Here is a 20,590-nt window from a genome sequence, read left to right on the forward strand (position 1 = left end):
TTTATTATGGAAAAAGAAAAAACAAGGTATTCTGACAATGAACTACAAGAATTTAAAGAACTAATTCTTGAAAAATTGAGAATGGCTAGACAAGAATTTCTTGATCTGACCAATTCATTGAGCAGCCCTAACTCTAACGGAACTGAAGATACTTCTGGAACCTATAAAACATTGGAAGATGGTTCTGCTACATTAGAAAAAGAGCAATTGAACCAACTGGCAGCACGTCAGAAAAAGTTCATCGAGAATTTAGAAGCGGCGTTGGTACGCATCGAAAACAAAACTTATGGCATTTGCAGAGAAACCGGCAAATTGATCCAAAAAGAACGTCTTCGTGCAGTTCCTCATGCTACTTTAAGTATGGAAGCTAAACTGAAGCAGTCGTAATGAAAGGCTATACAAAACCTTTATTAATTATCTTCTTCGTTTTACTTGCCGATCAGCTTTTAAAAACCTGGATAAAAACCAACATGTACCTTGGTCAAGAATTCAAGATCATCGGCAATTGGTTTATTATTCATTTTACGGAGAATAATGGAATGGCCTTTGGTTTAGAGTTTGGCGGCGAATTTGGCAAGCTGGCTCTATCTTTATTCAGAATTGCTGCTGTCGCCGGAATTGGCTATGGCTTATGCTATCTGATTCAAAGGAAGTATCACAGAGGGCTGATTATGAACGTTGCTTTGATCTTTTCAGGTGCATTGGGAAACATTATCGACTCCGTACTATATGGTAAAATATACGGCTATGCAACTTTGTTCCATGGCCGTGTTGTAGATATGTTCTACTTCCCATTACTACAAGGTGTTTTCCCTAAATGGGTACCGATCTGGGGTGGTGAAGATTTTATCTTCTTCAGACCGGTATTTAACATCGCTGATGCGGCCATCTCTGTGGGTGTAATTTTAATACTTGTTTTCCAGAAATCGTACTTCAAAGAAGAAGTTGTTGAAGAAATAAGCCCTAATAATGAGATGGTTGAAGATTAATTGATCATATTTTGAAATATGAGTATGGAATTGACCTAAAAGTTCCATCTATATATCAAATACACAAATGAAAAATACCATATTATGAGAAAGTTATTAAGCCTTGCCATCGTTGCCTTATTTAGTTTAAGTGCTATGGCTCAACAAGTAGATTTACGTAAGAAGATCAATGTTAGTGGATCTGCCGAAGTTGAAGTTACACCTGATATTATTTATATCAGTATTTCTTTAAAAGAATACCTAAAAGATGGTAACAGCAAGAAAAAAGTAGACATTACTACCCTAGAGAATGAGTTGTTTAAAGCAGTACAAAATGCTGGAATTGCAAAGGAGAACTTAACAGTTACTAATTTATCCAGCTATACTGCAATAGCCCAGAAAAAGAAAAATCCGGATTACCTGGCTAGCAAGCAATACCGCTTAAAAGTAACCGATTTGAATAAATGGAATACAATCCTTGATGAAGTAGATCCAAAAGGTATTGCTTATACCAATATTGATAGCTACGATTATTCGAAAATTGAAAGCTTAAAAAAAGAGCTTAAGATTAAAGCCCTTTTAGCAGCAAAAGAAAAAGCAACTTACCTGGTACAAGCACTTGGAGATAAGCTTGGTAGTGCAATAGATATTCAGGAGATAAACAACGAATCTTTCCCTCAGCCAATGTATCGTGCAAATGTAATGATGATGAAGGCGGAGAGTGCAGATATGGCCGGTGCGCCACCAGCTGAGATTGATTTTAAAAAGATTAAACTAAACTACCAGATGAATGTAGTGTTTGAAATCAAAGGATTCTAATTCTGAATTTGAGATCAGCAAATTCTAATTCTGACCTGTAGAGTATACAGTATTTATTTAAAATGTAAGGAAAACCTACCAAATAACTTTGGTAGGTTTTTTGTTTTGTACCTCTTATAAACCCAATCATTATGAAGAAGTTAATTTACTCGTTAATCTTAATATTTACACTTGGAATAAGTGCGAATACAGTTAGTGCAGCAGAAAACAACAAAGTGAAAACTGAAATGACTGCAGAACAGAAGGTTCAGGTTGAACGGATTACTAACCGTGTAGAAGAGATTAGAAATATGGATAAATCAAATTTATCCAGAGCTGAGAAAAAAGAACTTCGTAAAGAGCTGAGAGAATTAAAATCACAAGCTCGTGCATTAGGTGCAGGCGGAGTTTACCTTTCAGTAGGTGCTATCATCATCATCATTTTATTATTAATCCTTATCCTATAGTATTATTATTAACTAACCTTAACATCTACCTGTTAAAAACAAAAAGCTTCCTCTAGGGGAAGCTTTTTTAGTATCAGACTATAATCAATATTAATCCTCATCTGCATGTAGTGTATTTTTATGATCTTCTGGTTTATAGGAAGCTTGCAATTCGGCAAGTTTCTTTTTACCATAAGCAAATCTGGTAATCAAAACAAACAATACAGGGACGATGAATATCGCCAATAAGGTTGCCGATAGCATCCCTGCAGCTACAGTCCAGCCGATAGTCTGACGAGAAACCGCACCTGCACCCGAAGACAATATTAGCGGAATAACACCCAATATAAAGGCCAATGAAGTCATAATAATTGGCCTAAGCCTTAACCTTACCGCCTCTATCGTAGCCGCAATAAGTTCCATTCCCCAGTCTACCCTCTCCTTAGCAAATTCAACAATCAGAATCGCATTCTTGGCCGACAAACCGATCAAGGTAATTAAACCCACTTGCGCATAAATGTTATTGTCTAATTTTGGCAGGAAGGTTAAAGCCAGGATGGCTCCAAATAAACCCAACGGCACCGAAAGTAATATCGAAAAAGGAACGGACCAACTTTCGTACAAGGCCGCAAGTAATAGAAATACAAAGATAATAACCAATGAAAAAATCATTGTAGTACTATTTCCCGCTTCCGTTTCTTCCAAACTCAAACCAGAAAAATCATACGCATAATTGGCAGGTAAAGTTCGCGCAGCCACTTCCTGTAAGGCTTTGAGTGCATCACCCGAACTACGCCCAGGCTTCGCTGCTCCCCCGATTTCTATCGAGCGGAAAAGGTTATAGTGACTAATGATAGATGCATTCTCTATCACCTTATAAGAAACCAGTGAACTTAGCGGGACAGGAACACCCTGGGCATTCATTACCCGAAGGTGCTTCAGATTTTCAATATTTGTTCTATAATTGGTATCGGCCTGACTAACCACCCGGAAGTTCCTTCCATATTTAGTGAAATCATTGATATAGCTACTGCCCAGATAAGTCGAAATCGTACTATATATTGCACCAATAGAAACCCCCATTTTCTTTGCCTGTTCCCGATCCACCTGCACCTTATAGTTTGGTGTTCTGGAATTAAACAAAGTATAAGCCATGCCGATTTCGGGTCGCTGATTTGCCGCAGCGAGGAATTTCCCTACATTGGCTTCAAACGCCTTAATGTCGCCGCTCTGTTTCTCCTGGATCTGCAAACTAAAACCACCGCTAATCCCTAACCCCGGGATTGCCGGTGGCGAAACCACGAGAACACTACCGTCCTTATCACCCGCAAAAGATTTACTTACACCGGCCATTATTGTATTCACATCCCTTTTACGAACATCCCAATTTTTAAGCTGCACAAAAAAGGTAGCAGCATTAGACTTAAAGGACCTGTTCAGGATATTGATACCACTTAATGAGGTAATGTTATCCACTTCAGGGTAATTATTGCGTATACTGTCTGTAATCCGTTTAATAAACGCATCTGTACGAACCATAGCTGAACCTTCAGGTAAATTTGCACCAACTAAAAAGATTCCGGCATCTTCATTAGGGATAAAACCAGTTGGTTTTTTCACAAACATACCGCCAGTTCCCAGGTAAATACAAAGTAGAATAATCATCACTAGTGGAATCAATTTTAAGGCTTTTTTAACCCCCATAGAGTAGTTATGTGTAACCTTGGCAAACCACCTATTAAATTTAAAAAAGAATTTATTGACCCCTTTCGAGTCCTTAGTTAAATTCATTGGTGTCAACAGGATCGAACACAAGGCCGGGGTAAGAGAAAGTGCTATAAAGGCAGAAATCAATACAGAAACGGCAATGGTAATGGCGAATTGCTGATACAGCTGTCCAACCATTCCCGGAATAAATCCAACCGGAATAAATACGGCGGCTAGAATCAAGGCAATGGCAATTACCGGCGCCGTAATGTCATTCATCGCTCTCCTGGTCGCTTCCGGAGCAGACAAGCCATCATGGTCCATATAATGCTGCACTGCCTCTACCACAACAATAGCATCATCCACCACAATACCAATCGCGAGCACAAAACCAAACATGGTCAATACGTTGATCGAGAACCCGAAAAATGTGAAAAAGATAAAAGTACCTATGATAGAAACAGGAATTGCCAATACAGGAATCAGTGTAGCCCGCCAACTTTGGAGGAAGAAAAACACCACCAATGTAACCAGTACTAATGCCTCAATTAAGGTATGTACTACACCTTCAATCGACATCTTTACCACAGTAACTGTTTCGTAAGGAACGGTATAATCCAGGTCCTTTGGAAAAGATTTCTTTAATTGCTCCAATGCTTTTTGAATACCATCTGCGGTTTGTACAGCATTACCACCTGGAGTCTGATTAATCATCATCAGGGAAGCCACCTTTCCATTCACTTTAGACTTAATAGAATAACTAAAGGCGCCCAATTCTATTCTTGCTACGTCTTTAAGGAAAACAACGGAACCGTCCTGCCCGGTTTTGATTACGATATTATTAAACTGTTCTACGGTATTCAAGTCGCCATCAAGGAGCACAGAAAATTCAAATGTCTGATTGTTTCGTTGTGGCGGCGCACCTACACTTCCCCCAGGAACCCTAATATTCTGTTCCTGAACAGCTGCAGATACATTTGCTGGGGTCAGGCCATAATTGGCCAATTTATTGGCATCAAGCCAAATCCGCATACTAAAAGGCTGACCAAAGGCCTGTACATCACCAACCCCCTGAACACGTAATAAAGCATCCTTTACATATAGGTTGATATAATTTGAGATAAATTTATCGTCATAAGTTCCTTTCGGCGAATACAAACCCACCACCATCAAAATATCATTGTTCGCTTTCTTAGTGGTCACCCCTAAACGGGTAACAGCTTCTGGCAGGGAGGGTTCGGCAATACCTACCCTATTCTGCACATCCAGAGCGGCGATATCGATATTCGTCCCCACCTCAAATGTCACGGTAATCGAAGAACGTCCATCGGAGGTACTATTGGAAGATAAATACTTCATTCCTGGTGTACCGTTGATCTGGCTTTCTATGGGAGTAGTTACGGTCTGCTCCACCGTTTGCGCATCAGCCCCGGTATAAGCTCCAGAAACGGTTACTGTTGGCGGTGCAATACTTGGATACTGACTGATCGGCAAGGTTGTGATGACAATAACGCCAATAACAACAATTATTATGGATATAACGATGGCCGTGACCGGGCGCCTGATAAATACTTCTGAGATCATAAGCTTAGAATTCTTTTAAAATTTTACCACGGCACCAGGCCTTACATTTTGGGATCCTTCATCGACAATCAACTCTCCAACCTTCAACCCATCCTTCACCACTACACTTTTATCGAATTGTTTACCTAACTGAATGATACGTTGCTCTGCCTTGTTACTGTCAGCCACCACATAAACATTATAGGCACCCAACTGCTCTATCACTGCTTTATACGGAATCACCAATTCGTTTTCTGTAGATTTGTTTAATACTCTTAGGTTTACTGTCATACCCGCAATCAGCTTTCCAGCCTCATTCGGATAGCTTACCCTAACCTTTATCGTTCCTGTTGCAGGATCTACCGCACGGTCTATCGTTATAATCTTACCTTGACGTGTATATAAACTGCCATCCTGGAGCTGTATCGTTAAGAGCGAGTCTTTTATCGCCCCTGGGTTATTTTTCATTTTCTGGAAATGAGGAATATCAGCCTGGTTAACAGAAATATCTACCGCAATCGGATTGCCCTTAGAAACGGTATTTAAAAGCGTGGTAGAAGGCGCAACCAAAGCACCTACTTTCACTTGCGAAATCCCGATTGTTCCATTTAGCGGAGCTACAATCACTGCATTCTGAAGATCGTTATTTGCGGAAGAAAGTGTTGCTTTTGCCGCAGCCACCTGCGATTCTGCATTGGCCAGATCCGTTAAAGCATAATCCACACGTTGCTTGGCTATCGCATCCTGAGCGGCCAGATTTTTATAACGATCCGCATCTTTTTTTGCCTTATCACGATTGGCCTGGGCCATCTGTACATTTGCTTTCGCAGAATTGTAAGCAGCCAGATATTTTGTCCGGTCAATCTCGTAGAGCTTCTGCCCTCTGCTTACTTTTTGTCCATCACGCACATAAATAGCAGTAATAAAACCACCAACCTGCGCCCTGATTTCCACTTCATCCAGAGCCACCACTACCCCGGGATAAGTATCAACCGTTGTAACAGGTTCAGCAACCACCTTATAAACAGATACCGGTGTTGCAGGAGGCGGCCCTCCCTGTTGCTGTGCAGCCTCATCTCCACCACCGCATGACGCTAAAGAAATGGACCCCAAAATAACAATGCTAAGTTTTACGTGATTAATCGTCTTCATTTGAGTACTTTATTGGTTTACGGTAATTGTGCCTAATGCTTGTTGTACATCCAATCTTGAAGAAAGAAGACTGTACAGAGAATTCAAATAATTGAGCTGAGCGGTACGCAGATCTGTTTCCGAAGTCATCAGATCCAGATAAGTTTTTATGCCTTCGTCATATTGCAATTTGATCGTTTGGTATACCTGTCGGGAAATCTCCACATTTGCCCCCGCCGTCTTCCAATCATTCAAATTGGCCCTATAAGTAGCCATCGCCTGCTCATACTGAGTTTTAATCTGATTTTTGGTATTTACCAGGTCGAGATCTATCCTTTGCTCCTGTAATTGCGATTTTTTAAGCTCTTGAATTCTTTTAGTCCCCTGAAAAATAGGTAGGTTCAATTTTAGCCCAAATAAAGAGCTCGGGTAGGTTTTATCATAGAGGTCGCTGAAATTGTCGTTGAGGTAATTCCAATTGTAATTGATAAATCCAGAGATACTAGGTAGGAAAGACCATTTATTATAGCTGGTATTGAGGCGTTGTAATTGCTTTTGAGTTTGCAATAACCGATATTCCACTCTATTCTCATAAGTCTCCCTTTGATTGGTATCGATCAGAATTTCATTTTCCATCTTTACCGCATCAAAGTTCAAGCTAAACTCTTTATCACCCTCATAACCGACCAGCTCTTTAAGATAAGCGTATTTATACTTGATCAGTTCCTCTGCCCGCTTTTTATCCGCTTTAGAATTGCTTAGACTGATCTGTGCCCGTTGATAATCCGTTTTGTCTACCAATCCATTTTCATATTGCGCCTTGGCATCTTTGAGCTGCTTCTCTAATCGCGCAATATTTTCAGTAATGATCTTTAGTTGTTCCCTGCTGGTCAGTACATCAAAATAAGCCTTACTTACGCTAATTACGGTATTAATCTTTGTATTTTCTGTGCTCTGTTTATACTGTTGTCTATAATATTTCGATGCTTTGGAAGCCTGAATTAGCCCAGCGTCCAGGAACTTTTGATCAGCCTGTAAAGTGAATGCAGAAGTATGCTTTGTACCGAGTACTAGTAGCGAAGTCTCCCCATTCATGGTCAGCGTACTCACCTGTTGTTTCAGGTTATAATTATAGCTACCATCACCGCTAATTTGAGGAAACCAGCCAGACAATGCCGACTTAATATCCCGCTCACCAATCTCTTCATCGATCAAGGATTGTTTAACCCCTGGCTTGTTTGCTAATGCGTAATTTATAATCTCCTGGAGAGAAGCGTTGCTGAGTACTTTATTATTATCTCCTGTTTGTCCAAATGCGACTGAGCACATCATACAAGGTAGACCAAGGAGAAACATTAAAATCGATTGATGTAGTCTCATATATTAGAAAATGATTAAAGTATTCTCAGCCAGCTCACTATAAACACTTTAACTACAAATAAGGCCTCAATAAAGTTCTAAGATTTTAAATAAAAAAATATAAATGCAATAAAAAAAGCGGCCGTTATACCAAAATCAATTCAGTATAACGGCCGCCTAATTTTAACGACTGTACAATAAAGGTGTTTTTAATCAATATATTCGAAGCCGGTATATTTTACCAAAGCTTCAGGAATCTTGATTCCTTTTTCCGTTTGATTGTTCTCTAAAATAGCAGCTACAATACGTGGCAATGCTAATGCACTTCCATTCAAAGTATGTGCAAGCTGAGTTTTTCCAGTCGCACCTTTAAACCTTAATTTCAGCCTGTTACTTTGATAAGTTTCAAAGTTAGACACTGAAGACACTTCCAGCCAACGTTGTTGCGCAGCACTCCAAACCTCCATATCGTAAGTCATCGCAGCCGTAAAGCCCATATCACCAGCACATAAGCGCAATACTCTATAGTGCAAACCTAATTTTTGCAATAAAGACTGAACATAAGCACTCATGTTTTCCAGTACCTCATAAGATTGATCTGGATGAACAACCTGTACAATTTCTACTTTATCAAACTGATGAAGCCTATTTAAACCACGAACGTGTGCACCATATGAACCTGCTTCACGACGGAAACAAGGGGTATAAGCGGTATTCTTAACCGGCAACTCTTCTTCTTTTAAAATCACATCCCTATAAAGATTGGTAACAGGAACTTCTGCCGTAGGGATCAAATATAAACCGTCAATACCTACATGATACATTTGTCCTTCCTTATCCGGCAATTGACCAGTACCAAAACCAGAAGCTTCGTTTACAAGGTGAGGCACCTGCATTTCTCTATAACCTTCTGCCGTAGCATGATCTAAAAAGAAATTAATCAATGCGCGCTGTAAGCGTGCACCCTTACCTTTATAAACTGGAAATCCTGCGCCGGTAATCTTTGTGCCCAGCTCAAAATCTATAATATCGTATTTAGCGGTCAACTCCCAGTGCGGCAATGCCTTTTCACCAAGTGCGGCTGGCTCACCATGCACAGAAACAATCTCATTCTCTTCCGGTGTACTTCCAGCTTTAACCAAATGATATGGCAGGTTAGGCAATTGTACAATCAGGCTGTGCAGTTTCGTTTCAGCGGCAGCGAAGTCTTCAGATAAATTCTTGATCAACTCTTTATTAGAAGTTGTTTCCGCTTTTAATGCCTCAGCCTCATCCTTTTTTCCGTTACGCATCAACTCACCAATTTGTTTTGCGCTCGAATTTGCGATAGCAGAGAGATTATCTAATGAAGTTTGGATTTGTCTTCTTTCTTCATCGGTTTTAATAATTTCATCAACCAATTCTGGCTGTTTAAAGTTTCTCAGGGTTAAGCCTTCCAAAACTTTCGCTCTATTTTCGCGGATATAGTTAACTTGCAGCATTATTTATTTTTTTAAACAAAGATAATAAGAGTTACGCGTTATTAGTAATGAGTTGCGAGTTTTATGCAATGATTCCCCGATAACGAAAAGCGATGTTAGTAACCTTGAACGCATAACATGACAACTGGTAAACTTTTTCTTGTTCCTACACCCATTGGTAATCTGGAGGATATGACCTTCAGAGCCATACGGATTTTAAAAGAGGCTGATGTAATATTGGCAGAAGACACCCGCACAAGCGCCCCTATGTTAAAGCATTTTGGCATTGATAAAAAAGCCTACTCCCATCACCAGCACAATGAACACCAGGCAACTACAGAAATCATCCGCTTTTTAAAAGAGGGAAAAAATGTAGCGCTGATATCAGATGCAGGAACACCAGCCATTTCCGATCCAGGCTTTTTTCTGGTGAGGGAAACCTTAAAACACGACCTACAAGTTGAATGCTTACCCGGTGCTACAGCATTTGTACCCGCCCTGGTAAATTCAGGACTACCCTGCGATGCATTCGTTTTTGAAGGCTTCCTGCCGGTAAAAAAAGGCAGGCAAACACGTTTCAAAAAACTGGCCGACGAAGAGCGGACCATGATATTTTATGAAAGTCCACACCGTTTGCTAAAAACACTGGAAGAATTTGCACAGTATTTAGGAGCAGAAAGACAAGCCTCAGTAAGTCGCGAACTCACCAAACTATACGAAGAAACAGTTAGAGGCACATTAGCAGAAATTAAATCACATTTCGAAAACAATATATTAAAAGGAGAATTTGTAATTTGTATCGCCGGTGCAGAAGAAGTAAAGAAAAAATCAAAATACGATAAAGATTAATTGGGTTCAATTTTTGATACCCCTATATAAAAAAGAAACATCATGATTTTAATAGATAGATTTTTAAGTGACGAACAAGATCCAAAAGCTGTTGAGAAAGTATTGGGCAAACTAAACGACATGCTCACCAACAACGAGGAACTCATTTATATGGCAGTACAGAAAAAACCTGCCGTAAACTTGCTTCCTGACTGTATTGCCGTAAGTAATAAACGCATTTTTTATTGCGAACCGGGTAACTTCGGGATCACCATGAACTTCAAAGACATTTCCTGGAAGAGCGTGAAAGAGGTTTCTTTTAAAGAAGAGATCTTTGGTTCTAAATTCATCTGTGTGCCTTTACACGGCGAGAACATCATCACAGAGTATATACCTAAAGTACAGGCACGCAAATTATACCAGGCAGCTTACGAGCAATTGGAAAATTTCAAAGAGCAGCAAAGACAAACAGAACTGGAAGGAAGAAGATCTGTTCCTTCACCAGTAACTGTAAATGCGGTTACACCCGAACCAGTTTCAGAAGAACCAGCAGCACTCTTCTCACAACCAGCCGCAACACCTCAGCATGTTGAAGAACCTGAAGATGAGACCACTTTAAAATTGAGAAAACTGAAAAGCTTGTACGACAAACACCTGATTACTCAGGAAGAATATGAAGCAAAAAAGGCAGATATATTAGATAGCTTATAAGTATCGATTAATGAACTTTAAAAATACTGCCCCACTGGCCTTGTTAAGCGCATTTTTAATGTGGCTGGCTTGGCCACCAATTCCTTATACCACCCCGCTCCTTCTAGTTGGCTTAGTCCCTCTTTTAATTGCCCTGGATAAAATCATTCTTCGAAAAGCAGAAAAAACAGGCAAAAAGGTCTTCCTTACTGCCGGTCTAACTTTTCTGGTTTGGAATACGGCTTCTATTTACTGGGTATACAATGCCATCAGCGCAGTAAATAACCCTGTTGTATCCGCATTCGTATCCCTCATTCCATTTGGCTTAGGCGCATTATTAATGACCTTTGCTTTCTGGTTGTATTACCGTTTGCGGAGCGTAACCAACACAAAAATTGCTTCTGCTGGTCTGATTTCATTTTATGTAGCGATGGAATACCTGCATCAAAGCTGGGATTTAGCATTTCCATGGATGACACTGGGAAATGGTTTATCAGGTATGCACCAATTGGCGCAATGGTATGAGTACACTGGCGTCTACGGTGGTTCTGTATGGATATTGCTCAGTAATATTTTAGCTTTCGAAGCTTACAAACGCTTCAAAACTGATGCAAAGGGCTATTTAAAACTAAGACCAGCGATGCTTTGGGCCTTGGTAGTGATATTGCCTATTGGTCTGTCGCTCGCAAAATACTACCAATACAAAGAAAAAGTGGTCCCTGTAAATGTTGTCACTGTACAACCAAATATCGATCCCTATCAAAAATTTGGCAGCCTTTCCGCAGCTGATCAGTTGAATATACTCACTCATTTATCTGACTCTATAGCGCAGCCCAATACCGAGTATTTTATCTGGCCCGAAACTGCAATCCCTAATTATGCAGACGAAGATAGAATCCGTAGCAACCCCGATTTCAACACCGTACAACAGTTTCTTTCAAAATACAAGAATGGCACTGTCATCACCGGAATTGAAAGCGTAAAATTGTACAACGATAAACAAACCGTATCTGCGAAACAAGATCCTAGCGGCGTGTATTTCGACAGCTTTAATACAGCCATGCAGGTTGAGAACTCTGCAAACGTACAATTCTACCATAAATCCAAGTTGGTTCCTGGCGTAGAGAAAATGCCTTTTCCAGCTGCATTATCTATCCTGGGACCCATTTTCGAAGGTTTTGGTGGTAGTGGTGGCGGATGGGGATGGCAAGATAAACCCGGTGTATTTTACGCTTACAGCGGCATCGGTGTAGCCCCTGTCATTTGCTATGAATCTCTATGGGGCGAATGGATTGGAGAAGCCGTTAAAAACGGTGCACAGTTCATCGCTATCATCACCAATGATGGCTGGTGGGGAAATACATCAGGAAAAGATCAGCACTTAATGTACGCGCAATTACGTGCCATAGAAAGCCGTCGCTATGTAGTACGTTCGGCCAATACCGGCATTTCATGCTTCATCAATCAAAAAGGTGATGTCATCGAGCAAGCCAAATGGTGGACAAGAACCGCATTAAAGGCAGACATTAACCTAAATGACGAACTGACTTTATACGTTAAAACAGGCGACATCATCGCTAAGTTTTTATGCATAACAGCCCTACTATTGGCTTTGATTATCCCTTACAGAAAATGGATTAAAAAAGCTTAAGAAAGATATTTACCTACAATAGGCATCCTTCTACCCATACCAAAAGCTTTAGGAGATACCCGCAGGATTGGTGGCGTTTGATAACGCTTAAATTCTGCGGAATTTACCATCTTAATGATCCTTCTAACCAATGCCTCATCATACCCCTGGGCAATAATTCCGGATGAGCTCTGTTTTAATTCGATATACTGGAACAAAATCTTATCGAGTACATCATAGTCAGGTAAAGAGTCAGAGTCTTTCTGACCCGGTCTAAGCTCGGCAGAAGGTGGCTTAACAATAGAATTTTCCGGAATCACAATTCCATCCTTATTGATATAATGCGCAAGCTGGTATACCTGGGTTTTGTAAACGTCCCCAATCACCCCTATCGCACCACACATGTCGCCATACAATGTCCCGTATCCCACTGCACACTCGCTTTTATTAGAAGTGTTTAGCAAAATATAACCGAATTTGTTCGACATCGCCATTACAATTACTCCCCTACAGCGGGCCTGTATATTTTCTTCAGTAAGGTTAAAAGGAAGTCCCAAAAACGCAGGTGCCATCATACTATCAAATGCATCAGCAGCCTCCTTGATCGGAATGATTTCGTGTTGACAACCCAGGTTATTAACCAAATCTAATGCATCCTGAATAGAATGATCCGAAGAGTATTTAGAAGGCATCAATACCGCCATTACATTTTCGGCACCCAATGCCCGTGCAGCCAATGCACAAACAACAGCAGAGTCAATCCCGCCAGATAAACCAAGTACAGCTTTACTAAAACCCGATTTGCTAAAATAATCCTTAATACCCAACACCAAGGCCTCATAGATTTGCTCTATGTCAGGTACAGCCTGATGCGGCATAGGTTCATGTCCCTTGATGATGTTGTCTTCAAATTCATAAATACGCACCGCTTCCTCAAAATAAGGCATTTCATCAATCAGATTCCCTTTAGCATCAAAAGCCAAAGACCCCCCATCAAAGATAATCTCGGTTTGGGCACCCACCTGGTTCACATACAACAGCGGCATATTATATCGCTTCGCATTATCAGAAAGGACAACCACACGCTCTTCATCATGCAGATAAGAAAATGGCGAAGCCGCAATGTTGATCATCAGTTTAGGCTTTTGCCTGATCAACTCATCCATAGGAGAAGAAATATACAATGGATTATTATTGATATTCCACAGATCCTCACAAATGGTTACTGCAATCTTAATCCCTTTAAAATCGACACACTCAAAATGACTTGCCGGTTCAAAATAACGGTATTCATCAAATACATCATAATTAGGCAGCAAAGCCTTTTTAACTACTCGTTTTAATTGCCCATCTTCCAGAAAATAAGCAGCATTGTACAAGTCCTTACCCGCTAATATTTCATTTTTAACCGGTAGGCCAACAATGCAGGCAATACCTACGCAATGCTTAGCAATCTCTCCGGCAGCCTTTTCGCAAAGCTCAATAAACTCATCAAACTCCAAAAAATCACGTGGCGGATAACCACATATGGCCAATTCTGCAAATACAACCAAATCCGCACCTTTGGCCTTCGCCAATTCAATGTGCTCAATGATCTTATTTGTATTGTATTCGAAATTACCTATATGATAGTTAAGTTGTGCTAACGCGATTTTCATCAGTATATAGTTTGTTTTTTAAAGGTGATGAAGCTATCAAAAATGATGGTTTCATAATTTTTTTTTAGATCGGTAATAAAGATGTCGTGTTGATTAGAAGAAAACACCTACATTAAGGCCAAGATAATGATTTCGCACTTTACGATTATTATCATCTGCAATATTAGTAAAGCCATTGTTCAACGTTACCCCAAGCGTAACACTCGTATGATCAGCAACGTCGATTTCACCACCAGCACCCACTATCAATCCAGCTCTATAAAAGTTGATTTGCTTAGAAATGTTTTTATCATCAATGGCAGCTTTCCCAATAGCTTCAGCACTTTGCTTAGCACTAATATTGAAATCATTAGATAAACCAAACTGTCCGTACCATTTTATATCGCCCATTTTACCAGTTTTAAGCTTTACGGTAAGCGGAATCTCGATGTATTGAAGCTTATATTTCAAATCATAAGCAGTTTGTGTATTCGAGCCATCATAGTAAGGCGGAACATTAATTTCAGTACTCTTTCCATTGATCGTAGTAATCGTTAATCCTGTCGCAAAAGCATAGTTCTCAGCAAAATTAAAATCAGCAAGTAAACCATAAGAAAAGCCTAAAGAAACGCCCCTGCTTTTACCAGGTTCAGTTTTCATCCAACCGATAGTAGGATGTGCAGTCAAACCAAGTCGAAAATCATATTCAGGCATTGCAGGCAACTGCGCAAAAAGATTACTTGTTAGAAATAAAAGCAGTAGACCGACAAATGTTCTTTTCATAGTATTTTTATATTAAGGTGTTGAAGCTTGAATAAACTTCGTTTATATTTGTTTATAATGAACTATAACGTAAAATTCAGCCAAAGCTATCTATTTTTTCTATTTATATTAACTTTTCTTTCCTGCAAACAAGGTACTAAACCTAATGTAAGTGCGATACAGCTAGATGTAAAAATTGATCGTTTTGACAGAGACCTTTACCTTGGAAAAAACAAAGACATTAATCAAACGAATGACCTGCTACAAAAAAAGTATGGCGCATTTTACGATGACTATATACACCGCATGGTGGGCAATGAAACTTACAGTCCCAACGAAATCCTTTCCACATTGTTCAAGGATCAGGCTTACTCTGATTTAAACAAGGAGGTCGACAGTGTTTTCAGCAACATGGCCCCTATTGAAAAAGACCTTACACAAACCTTTAAATACATCAAATATTATTACCCTAAAGCCCGAGTACCAAGGTTCATTTCCTTTATTTCAGGCTTCGCAGTACAAACTCCTATTGGCGACGATTATATGGGGATCGGTTTAGATATGTTTTTAGGAAAAGACAGCAAATTCTATAGAGCTATTGTAGAGAGTGTTCCTCTTTATTTATCAAAGCGTTTTACGCCGCAATATGTAGTACCAAGGTTAACCGAGACCTATGCAAGGGAAGAACTTTTTGCCGAACACGACGAAGACAGAACACTCCTGGCCAAGATGATTCATAATGGAAAAATCCTCTATTTCATGGACCAGGTTTTAGCCGAAAATGTCCCTGATTCTGTTAAAATAGGCTATACCACCAAACAGTTAGAATGGTGTAAGACTTTTGAAAGTGATATTTGGGGCTATTACCTTCAGAACGAACTATTATTTGAAACAGATTACCAGAAAATACAAGTATTCTTAAGCGAAGGCCCATTTACCCCTGGATTGGGTGAAAGAAACGAGTCGGCGCCAAAATTAGGCATCTGGACTGGCTGGCAAATCGTTAGAAAATATATGAAGGAAAATCCATCAGTTACCTTACAGCAATTGATGGTCGAAAAGGATCCACAAAAAATACTGCAGGCATCTAAATACAAACCAAAATAGTTTAACCGTTATTAGCTATATGACAAAAATTGGAATCGTATTATCTGGAGGGGGCATCCGTGGCATCGCGCATTTAGGCGTTTTAAAAGCCTTTATAAACGCAGGAATACAGTTTAGCCACGTTAGTGGAACCAGTGCGGGCTCTATAGTCGGCGCATTTTATGCTGCTGGGATCGACCCGGAAGAAGCGCTCCATATTTTTATAAAAACGAAGCTCCTCCGTTTTGTAAGGCCGGCACTTGGTAATTTAGGTTTAATGAACATAGAGCATACCGCTGATCTGTTGAAATCCTATTTCCCTCATGACAAGATTGAAGACTTGAAAATACCCCTTACCATTGCTGCCACCAATTTTAGCGAGGGCAGCCTGGAGTACTTTGATAGAGGCCCACTGATCAGGGCAATCCAGGCATCCTGCTGTATTCCCGGTATTTTTAAACCCATCATGATCAACGATCAGATGTATGTGGACGGCGGCGTTTTGAACAATTTCCCGGTAGAGCCATTACTGAAAGATTGCGATTTTATCATCGGTTCCTCCTGCAATCATTTAAATCCTGTAAAAAAGATTACAAAAATCACCTCCCTGGTAACACGAGCAGCCATCATGTCCATCAATAAAGACATGGAGGAGAAAGCCAAATTTTGCAACGTTATGGTGGAACCCAAAGACATGGGCAGTATCAATATTTTTGATATGGCCAAGGCCGAAACCATCTATTGGCTCGCCTACGAAGAAACACTAAAAACGATAAAAAATAATCCTGTTCTACGCGAATTAAGCCTTTAATGGAACCAGTGCATCACCTTCCAAAACAGGTATAGTATTGCAGATATTCAGCTGTAAACAAAACTTAACATCTTCTTCAATATTCAATTCGGCCAGGCGATGGCTATGTGATGATTTATGCAGATAATTCCTCAAATCATCTTTGGCCAAGAGATACAAATCTTCAGCGGCCACGCAAGAATCACAAAAATGACTGCAGTCTTGGCGCAGTTCGTTTACCACAGCGCCGGCAAATAAGGTATCTTCCAGATTAAACTTATCTTTCCATCCGGCACAAAGCAACAATACATTCCTCTCCTGAACTTTAAGCCAGTCACACAAGGCTTTTAAATTCAGAAATGAACCAATAACTACCTGGGCAGACTGGGCATTAGCCATATGCAAGGCTTTAGTTCCATTGGTAGTGGTCAATACAACTGTTCTTCCTTTTACTTTATCACTGCTATAAGAAAATGGAGAATTGCCGAAGTCAAACCCTTCAACAACTTCTCCATTTCGCTCTGCTGCCAGCAAAAAACCTTGATCTGCATAACCCAAACAATCTTCTACATGTGCAACTGGTATAATTGCATCTGCGCCGTTGTCAATACCATAAACAATAGACGATGTCGCCCTTAAAATATCAATAACAACAACAACACTTTCTTTAGTGTCGTAAAGATTTAATAATGCAGGCGTCAAACAAACTTCTATGCTTTTTTTATAAGGCATCGGTTTCGATTAGGGTATAAAACAGGTGAGTTTAAAATACGATTATTTATAAAATGGGAACTTAACTACCTTAGCCTTAATTTCTTGATTACGGATATTGATATAGATTTCAGTGCCTTCTTTAGCCAAAGCTTTATCAATATAGCCCATTCCAATCGCTTTTTGTAAAGATGGTGATTGCGTTCCAGAAGTAACTTTACCAATTACATTTCCTTCCCCATCAACAATCTCATAATCATGACGAGGGATACCTCTATCAATCATCTCAAATCCAATTAGCTTACGTGCTACACCAGCTTCCTTTTCAGCCAAAAGCGCCTCAGAATTGGTAAATACTTTAGAGAATTTCGTAATCCAACCTAATCCCGCCGCAATAGGAGATGTCGTATCGTCAATATCATTTCCATATAAACAGAAACCCATTTCCAAACGCAAAGTGTCCCTCGCACCTAAACCAATAGGTTTAATGCCAAAAGGTTTACCTGCTTCAAAAATAGCATCCCAGATCATATCAGCATGCTCATTGTCGAAATAAACTTCAAAACCACCAGCACCAGTATAACCAGTAGCAGAAATCACTACATTATCAATACCAGCAAATCTGCCTTTTACGAAATTGTAATATTCCATCGAAGCCAAATCAACATCAGTTAAGCTCTGTAATGCTTCAGCAGCTTTAGGACCTTGAATAGCCAACAAAGAAGTCTTGTCAGAAATATTGTGCATCTCTACGCCATTGGTGTTGAATTTTTGGATCCAGTTCCAATCTTTTTCTATGTTCGAAGCATTCACTACCAACATATAAGTTAACTCATCAATGCGGTAAACCAAAAGATCGTCAACAATACCACCGTCTTCGTTTGGCAGACATGAATATTGAACCTTACCATCGTATAGTTTTGACGCATCATTGCTGGTTACCCTTTGGATCAAGTCCAAAGCTTGCTCACCTTTCAGGATAAATTCTCCCATATGACTCACGTCAAAAACGCCAACACTTGATCTAACTGTAGCGTGCTCAGCATTGATGCCTTCGTACTGTACGGGCATATTGTATCCTGCGAATGGCACCATTTTGGCGCCTAAAGAAATGTGTTTATCGGTTAGTGCGGTATTCTTCATACGGTATAATATCTATAAAAACGTGGCAAAGGTATATAAATTTAGCCACTAATTAATTTTTGATAGACATTCAGCATTCTTTTAGAAATCACATTGATATCGTGGTCTCTTTCTACCGTTTTACGTGCATTCTCGCCTATTTCACGCCACTTATTGGGGTTAGTGATACATTGTAAAATAGAGCGGTAAAATTCATCGGCAGTGTCGGCAATTAATATATCTTTACCATGTTCACAGCGGATACCTTCGGCAGCCATACTCGTTGCAATTACACATTTGCGCATGGCCATTCCTTCGATAATTTTAACCCGCATCCCACTGCCCGACAACAATGGAACAATCATAATGGCTTTGGAATTTATAAACTCAACCGCATCAAATATTTCACCTTCAACCACTAGGTTTTCCGAATCGTATTCAAAAAACTCCTGCTGCATGTTCTTTCCAGCGATATAAAAGCGCAATTCACTATTTAACTTTTCAATATCCGGCCATATTTCATCCAGAAACCAGGCCAGCCCCTCCTTGTTTGGCCTCCAGTCCATTGCGCCAAGATGGAACAAGGTAGGAAAACTGGTTTTAGAAGGATCAGTAATGTATTTTTCGAAATCAAGTGCTACCGGAAAAACATCCAAAGCGGTTTCGCAACCAAACTTTACAATATTTTGCCTATCGGGTTCACTGATTGCAAATACCTGGTGAAAGCGATTGATCTGCTCAGTTTCATAGTATTTTAAGCGACGTGCTAAAAACTGAAGATACTTTCTTCTGGGCGTAAAAGGCTCTTTCAACGCAATACGTTCCCAAACATCAAACTCAATATTGTGTGCCCGGTAAATTACTTTCGCATCACTATTGGCTTTTACGATATCCAGATAAGGCACCACAAACAAACCTTCAAATTGTATGATATCGAATGTGGTCTCTTTTAGAATGTCCTCCAACAAGCGCGCAGCATCCTCATCAAAAAATCTGGAAACGTTGTAGGACTCATCAGAAAAAATATTACTAATTGCCCCCCATACATTAACTTCCGTATCGAGGTCAAAAGAATAAAATTTTATCTGATCAAAAACAGGATCATAAATGTCATCAATATCGATGCGATGCTTACTGGTATTGAGACTGAACAACGTCACATCAGCCCCGAGTTTCACCAAGCCTTTAATGGTATTGTAAACCACTATAGGATATCCGCTATTGGGCGGAAAGGGGACTCTATTTGTCAGAATGAGGACTTTCAATTTACGTGAAAATACGAATTATCCCTCTATTTCCGAAAATAGCTTTAGCTGTGGTGCACTAATATTAAAAGTTTTACGGTGGTATGGCGATAAACCATGCTCAAGAGCGGCTGATCGGTGAGCAATCGTAGGATATCCCTTATTTTGTTTCCATTGATAATGAGGATATTCGTCCGAAATGCGCTCCATAAATTCATCCCTATGCGTTTTAGCAAGGATTGAAGCAGCGGCAATATTTAAATATTTGCCATCCCCTTTTACGATACAAGCATGTGGAATATCCTTGTATTTTTTGAACCTATTTCCATCAATACTCAAATATTGAGGCTTAATATTCAATTTATCGATAGCCCTGTGCATCGCCAAAAAAGAGGCATTCAAGATATTGATCTTGTCAATTTCTATATGATCAACTTCAGCAACAGCCCAAGCTATAGCCTCCTTTTCTATGATCAATCTTAATTTATTACGTTGTTCGTGGCTCAGCTTTTTCGAATCATTCAACTCACCGGCAACAAAATCGGGCGGTAAAATTACAGCAGCGGCAAATACCGGTCCTGCCAAACAACCTCTTCCCGCTTCATCACATCCGGCTTCTAATACTTCTAGCTGAAAACAGTTTAATAACATATGGGTC

General features: G+C 39.9%; 19 protein-coding genes. 9 read left to right on the top strand and 10 right to left on the bottom strand.

The features are described 5' to 3' along the window. Positions 1 to 6 precede the first annotated feature (6 nt). The 4 genes from BLS35_RS21425 (at position 7) to BLS35_RS21440 (ending at position 2,233) form a co-directional block, all read left to right on the top strand. Positions 7 to 387: a TraR/DksA family transcriptional regulator gene (locus BLS35_RS21425; RefSeq protein WP_090785375.1), complete on the top strand. Its 381-nt coding sequence runs from the start codon at positions 7 to 9 to the stop codon at positions 385 to 387. After that, complete coding sequence (locus BLS35_RS21430; RefSeq protein WP_090785379.1) at positions 387 to 989, top strand: lipoprotein signal peptidase; 603 nt, start codon at positions 387 to 389, stop codon at positions 987 to 989. The genes BLS35_RS21425 and BLS35_RS21430 overlap by 1 nt, the downstream gene beginning before the upstream one ends. A gap of 84 nt (positions 990 to 1,073) precedes the next feature. After that, complete coding sequence (locus BLS35_RS21435) at positions 1,074 to 1,787, top strand: SIMPL domain-containing protein (RefSeq protein ID WP_090785383.1); 714 nt, start codon at positions 1,074 to 1,076, stop codon at positions 1,785 to 1,787. Between the two features lie 131 nt (positions 1,788 to 1,918). Next, positions 1,919 to 2,233, top strand: a complete 315-nt coding sequence (locus BLS35_RS21440; protein WP_090785386.1) for a hypothetical protein — start codon at positions 1,919 to 1,921, stop codon at positions 2,231 to 2,233. A 90-nt stretch (positions 2,234 to 2,323) separates the two neighbouring features. Here BLS35_RS21440 and BLS35_RS21445 read toward each other — a convergent pair whose 3' ends face one another. The 4 genes from BLS35_RS21445 to serS form a co-directional block, all read right to left on the bottom strand. Then, positions 2,324 to 5,503: an efflux RND transporter permease subunit gene (locus BLS35_RS21445; RefSeq protein ID WP_090785389.1), complete on the bottom strand. Its 3,180-nt coding sequence runs from the start codon at positions 5,501 to 5,503 to the stop codon at positions 2,324 to 2,326. A gap of 15 nt (positions 5,504 to 5,518) precedes the next feature. Further along, on the bottom strand, positions 5,519 to 6,634 hold the full coding sequence (locus BLS35_RS21450; protein WP_090785393.1) for an efflux RND transporter periplasmic adaptor subunit: 1,116 nt from the start codon (positions 6,632 to 6,634) through the stop codon (positions 5,519 to 5,521). Positions 6,635 to 6,643: 9 nt separating this feature from the next. Then, the gene (locus tag BLS35_RS21455; protein WP_254779023.1) at positions 6,644 to 7,945 is read right to left on the bottom strand and encodes a TolC family protein; all 1,302 of its coding nucleotides are present in this window, start codon (positions 7,943 to 7,945) and stop codon (positions 6,644 to 6,646) included. Between the two features lie 236 nt (positions 7,946 to 8,181). After that, on the bottom strand, positions 8,182 to 9,453 hold the full coding sequence (gene serS / locus BLS35_RS21460; protein ID WP_090785397.1) for a serine--tRNA ligase: 1,272 nt from the start codon (positions 9,451 to 9,453) through the stop codon (positions 8,182 to 8,184). 117 nt (positions 9,454 to 9,570) lie between these two features. Here serS and rsmI point away from each other — a divergent pair, with 117 nt between their 5' ends. From rsmI to lnt, 3 genes are read left to right on the top strand one after another with little or no spacing between them, the layout of a single operon-like run. Next, the gene (gene rsmI, locus BLS35_RS21465) at positions 9,571 to 10,281 is read left to right on the top strand and encodes a 16S rRNA (cytidine(1402)-2'-O)-methyltransferase (protein WP_090785400.1); all 711 of its coding nucleotides are present in this window, start codon (positions 9,571 to 9,573) and stop codon (positions 10,279 to 10,281) included. Positions 10,282 to 10,323: 42 nt separating this feature from the next. Further along, complete coding sequence (locus BLS35_RS21470) at positions 10,324 to 10,971, top strand: PH domain-containing protein (RefSeq protein WP_090785402.1); 648 nt, start codon at positions 10,324 to 10,326, stop codon at positions 10,969 to 10,971. Between the two features lie 10 nt (positions 10,972 to 10,981). Further along, the gene (lnt, locus tag BLS35_RS21475; protein WP_090785405.1) at positions 10,982 to 12,601 is read left to right on the top strand and encodes an apolipoprotein N-acyltransferase; all 1,620 of its coding nucleotides are present in this window, start codon (positions 10,982 to 10,984) and stop codon (positions 12,599 to 12,601) included. Here lnt and BLS35_RS21480 read toward each other — a convergent pair. Together BLS35_RS21480 and BLS35_RS21485 are read right to left on the bottom strand one after the other, a co-directional pair. Beyond that, a complete protein-coding gene (locus BLS35_RS21480; protein WP_090785407.1) occupies positions 12,598 to 14,238 on the bottom strand; it encodes an NAD+ synthase in 1,641 nt (546 codons plus the stop codon). The two genes, lnt and BLS35_RS21480, sit on opposite strands and share 4 nt — an antisense overlap. A 93-nt stretch (positions 14,239 to 14,331) precedes the next feature. After that, positions 14,332 to 15,000: a porin family protein gene (locus tag BLS35_RS21485; protein WP_090785409.1), complete on the bottom strand. Its 669-nt coding sequence runs from the start codon at positions 14,998 to 15,000 to the stop codon at positions 14,332 to 14,334. A 57-nt stretch (positions 15,001 to 15,057) separates the two neighbouring features. On the opposite strand from BLS35_RS21485, the gene gldB reads away from it, so the two are divergent. After that, on the top strand, positions 15,058 to 16,086 hold the full coding sequence (gldB, locus tag BLS35_RS21490; protein ID WP_090785411.1) for a gliding motility lipoprotein GldB: 1,029 nt from the start codon (positions 15,058 to 15,060) through the stop codon (positions 16,084 to 16,086). Between the two features lie 19 nt (positions 16,087 to 16,105). After that, the gene (locus tag BLS35_RS21495; protein WP_090785413.1) at positions 16,106 to 16,876 is read left to right on the top strand and encodes a patatin-like phospholipase family protein; all 771 of its coding nucleotides are present in this window, start codon (positions 16,106 to 16,108) and stop codon (positions 16,874 to 16,876) included. Here the strand turns inward: BLS35_RS21495 and BLS35_RS21500 are convergent. Genes BLS35_RS21500 through BLS35_RS21515 form a run of 4 tightly spaced genes read right to left on the bottom strand, consistent with a single transcriptional unit; the run spans position 16,865 to position 20,583 of the window. After that, on the bottom strand, positions 16,865 to 17,587 hold the full coding sequence (locus BLS35_RS21500; RefSeq protein WP_090785415.1) for a 2-phosphosulfolactate phosphatase: 723 nt from the start codon (positions 17,585 to 17,587) through the stop codon (positions 16,865 to 16,867). The two genes, BLS35_RS21495 and BLS35_RS21500, sit on opposite strands and share 12 nt — an antisense overlap. Positions 17,588 to 17,629: 42 nt before the next feature. Then, positions 17,630 to 18,709, bottom strand: a complete 1,080-nt coding sequence (gcvT, locus tag BLS35_RS21505) for a glycine cleavage system aminomethyltransferase GcvT (RefSeq protein WP_090785419.1) — start codon at positions 18,707 to 18,709, stop codon at positions 17,630 to 17,632. Positions 18,710 to 18,750: 41 nt separating this feature from the next. Then, the gene (locus BLS35_RS21510) at positions 18,751 to 19,953 is read right to left on the bottom strand and encodes a glycosyltransferase (protein WP_090785422.1); all 1,203 of its coding nucleotides are present in this window, start codon (positions 19,951 to 19,953) and stop codon (positions 18,751 to 18,753) included. Between the two features lie 18 nt (positions 19,954 to 19,971). Beyond that, positions 19,972 to 20,583, bottom strand: a complete 612-nt coding sequence (locus BLS35_RS21515; RefSeq protein WP_090785425.1) for a ribonuclease HII — start codon at positions 20,581 to 20,583, stop codon at positions 19,972 to 19,974. Between the last annotated feature and the right edge of the window lie 7 nt (positions 20,584 to 20,590).

Origin of the sequence: Pedobacter sp. ok626, assembly GCF_900100435.1 — a bacterium.
GTDB lineage: Bacteria > Bacteroidota > Bacteroidia > Sphingobacteriales > Sphingobacteriaceae > Pedobacter.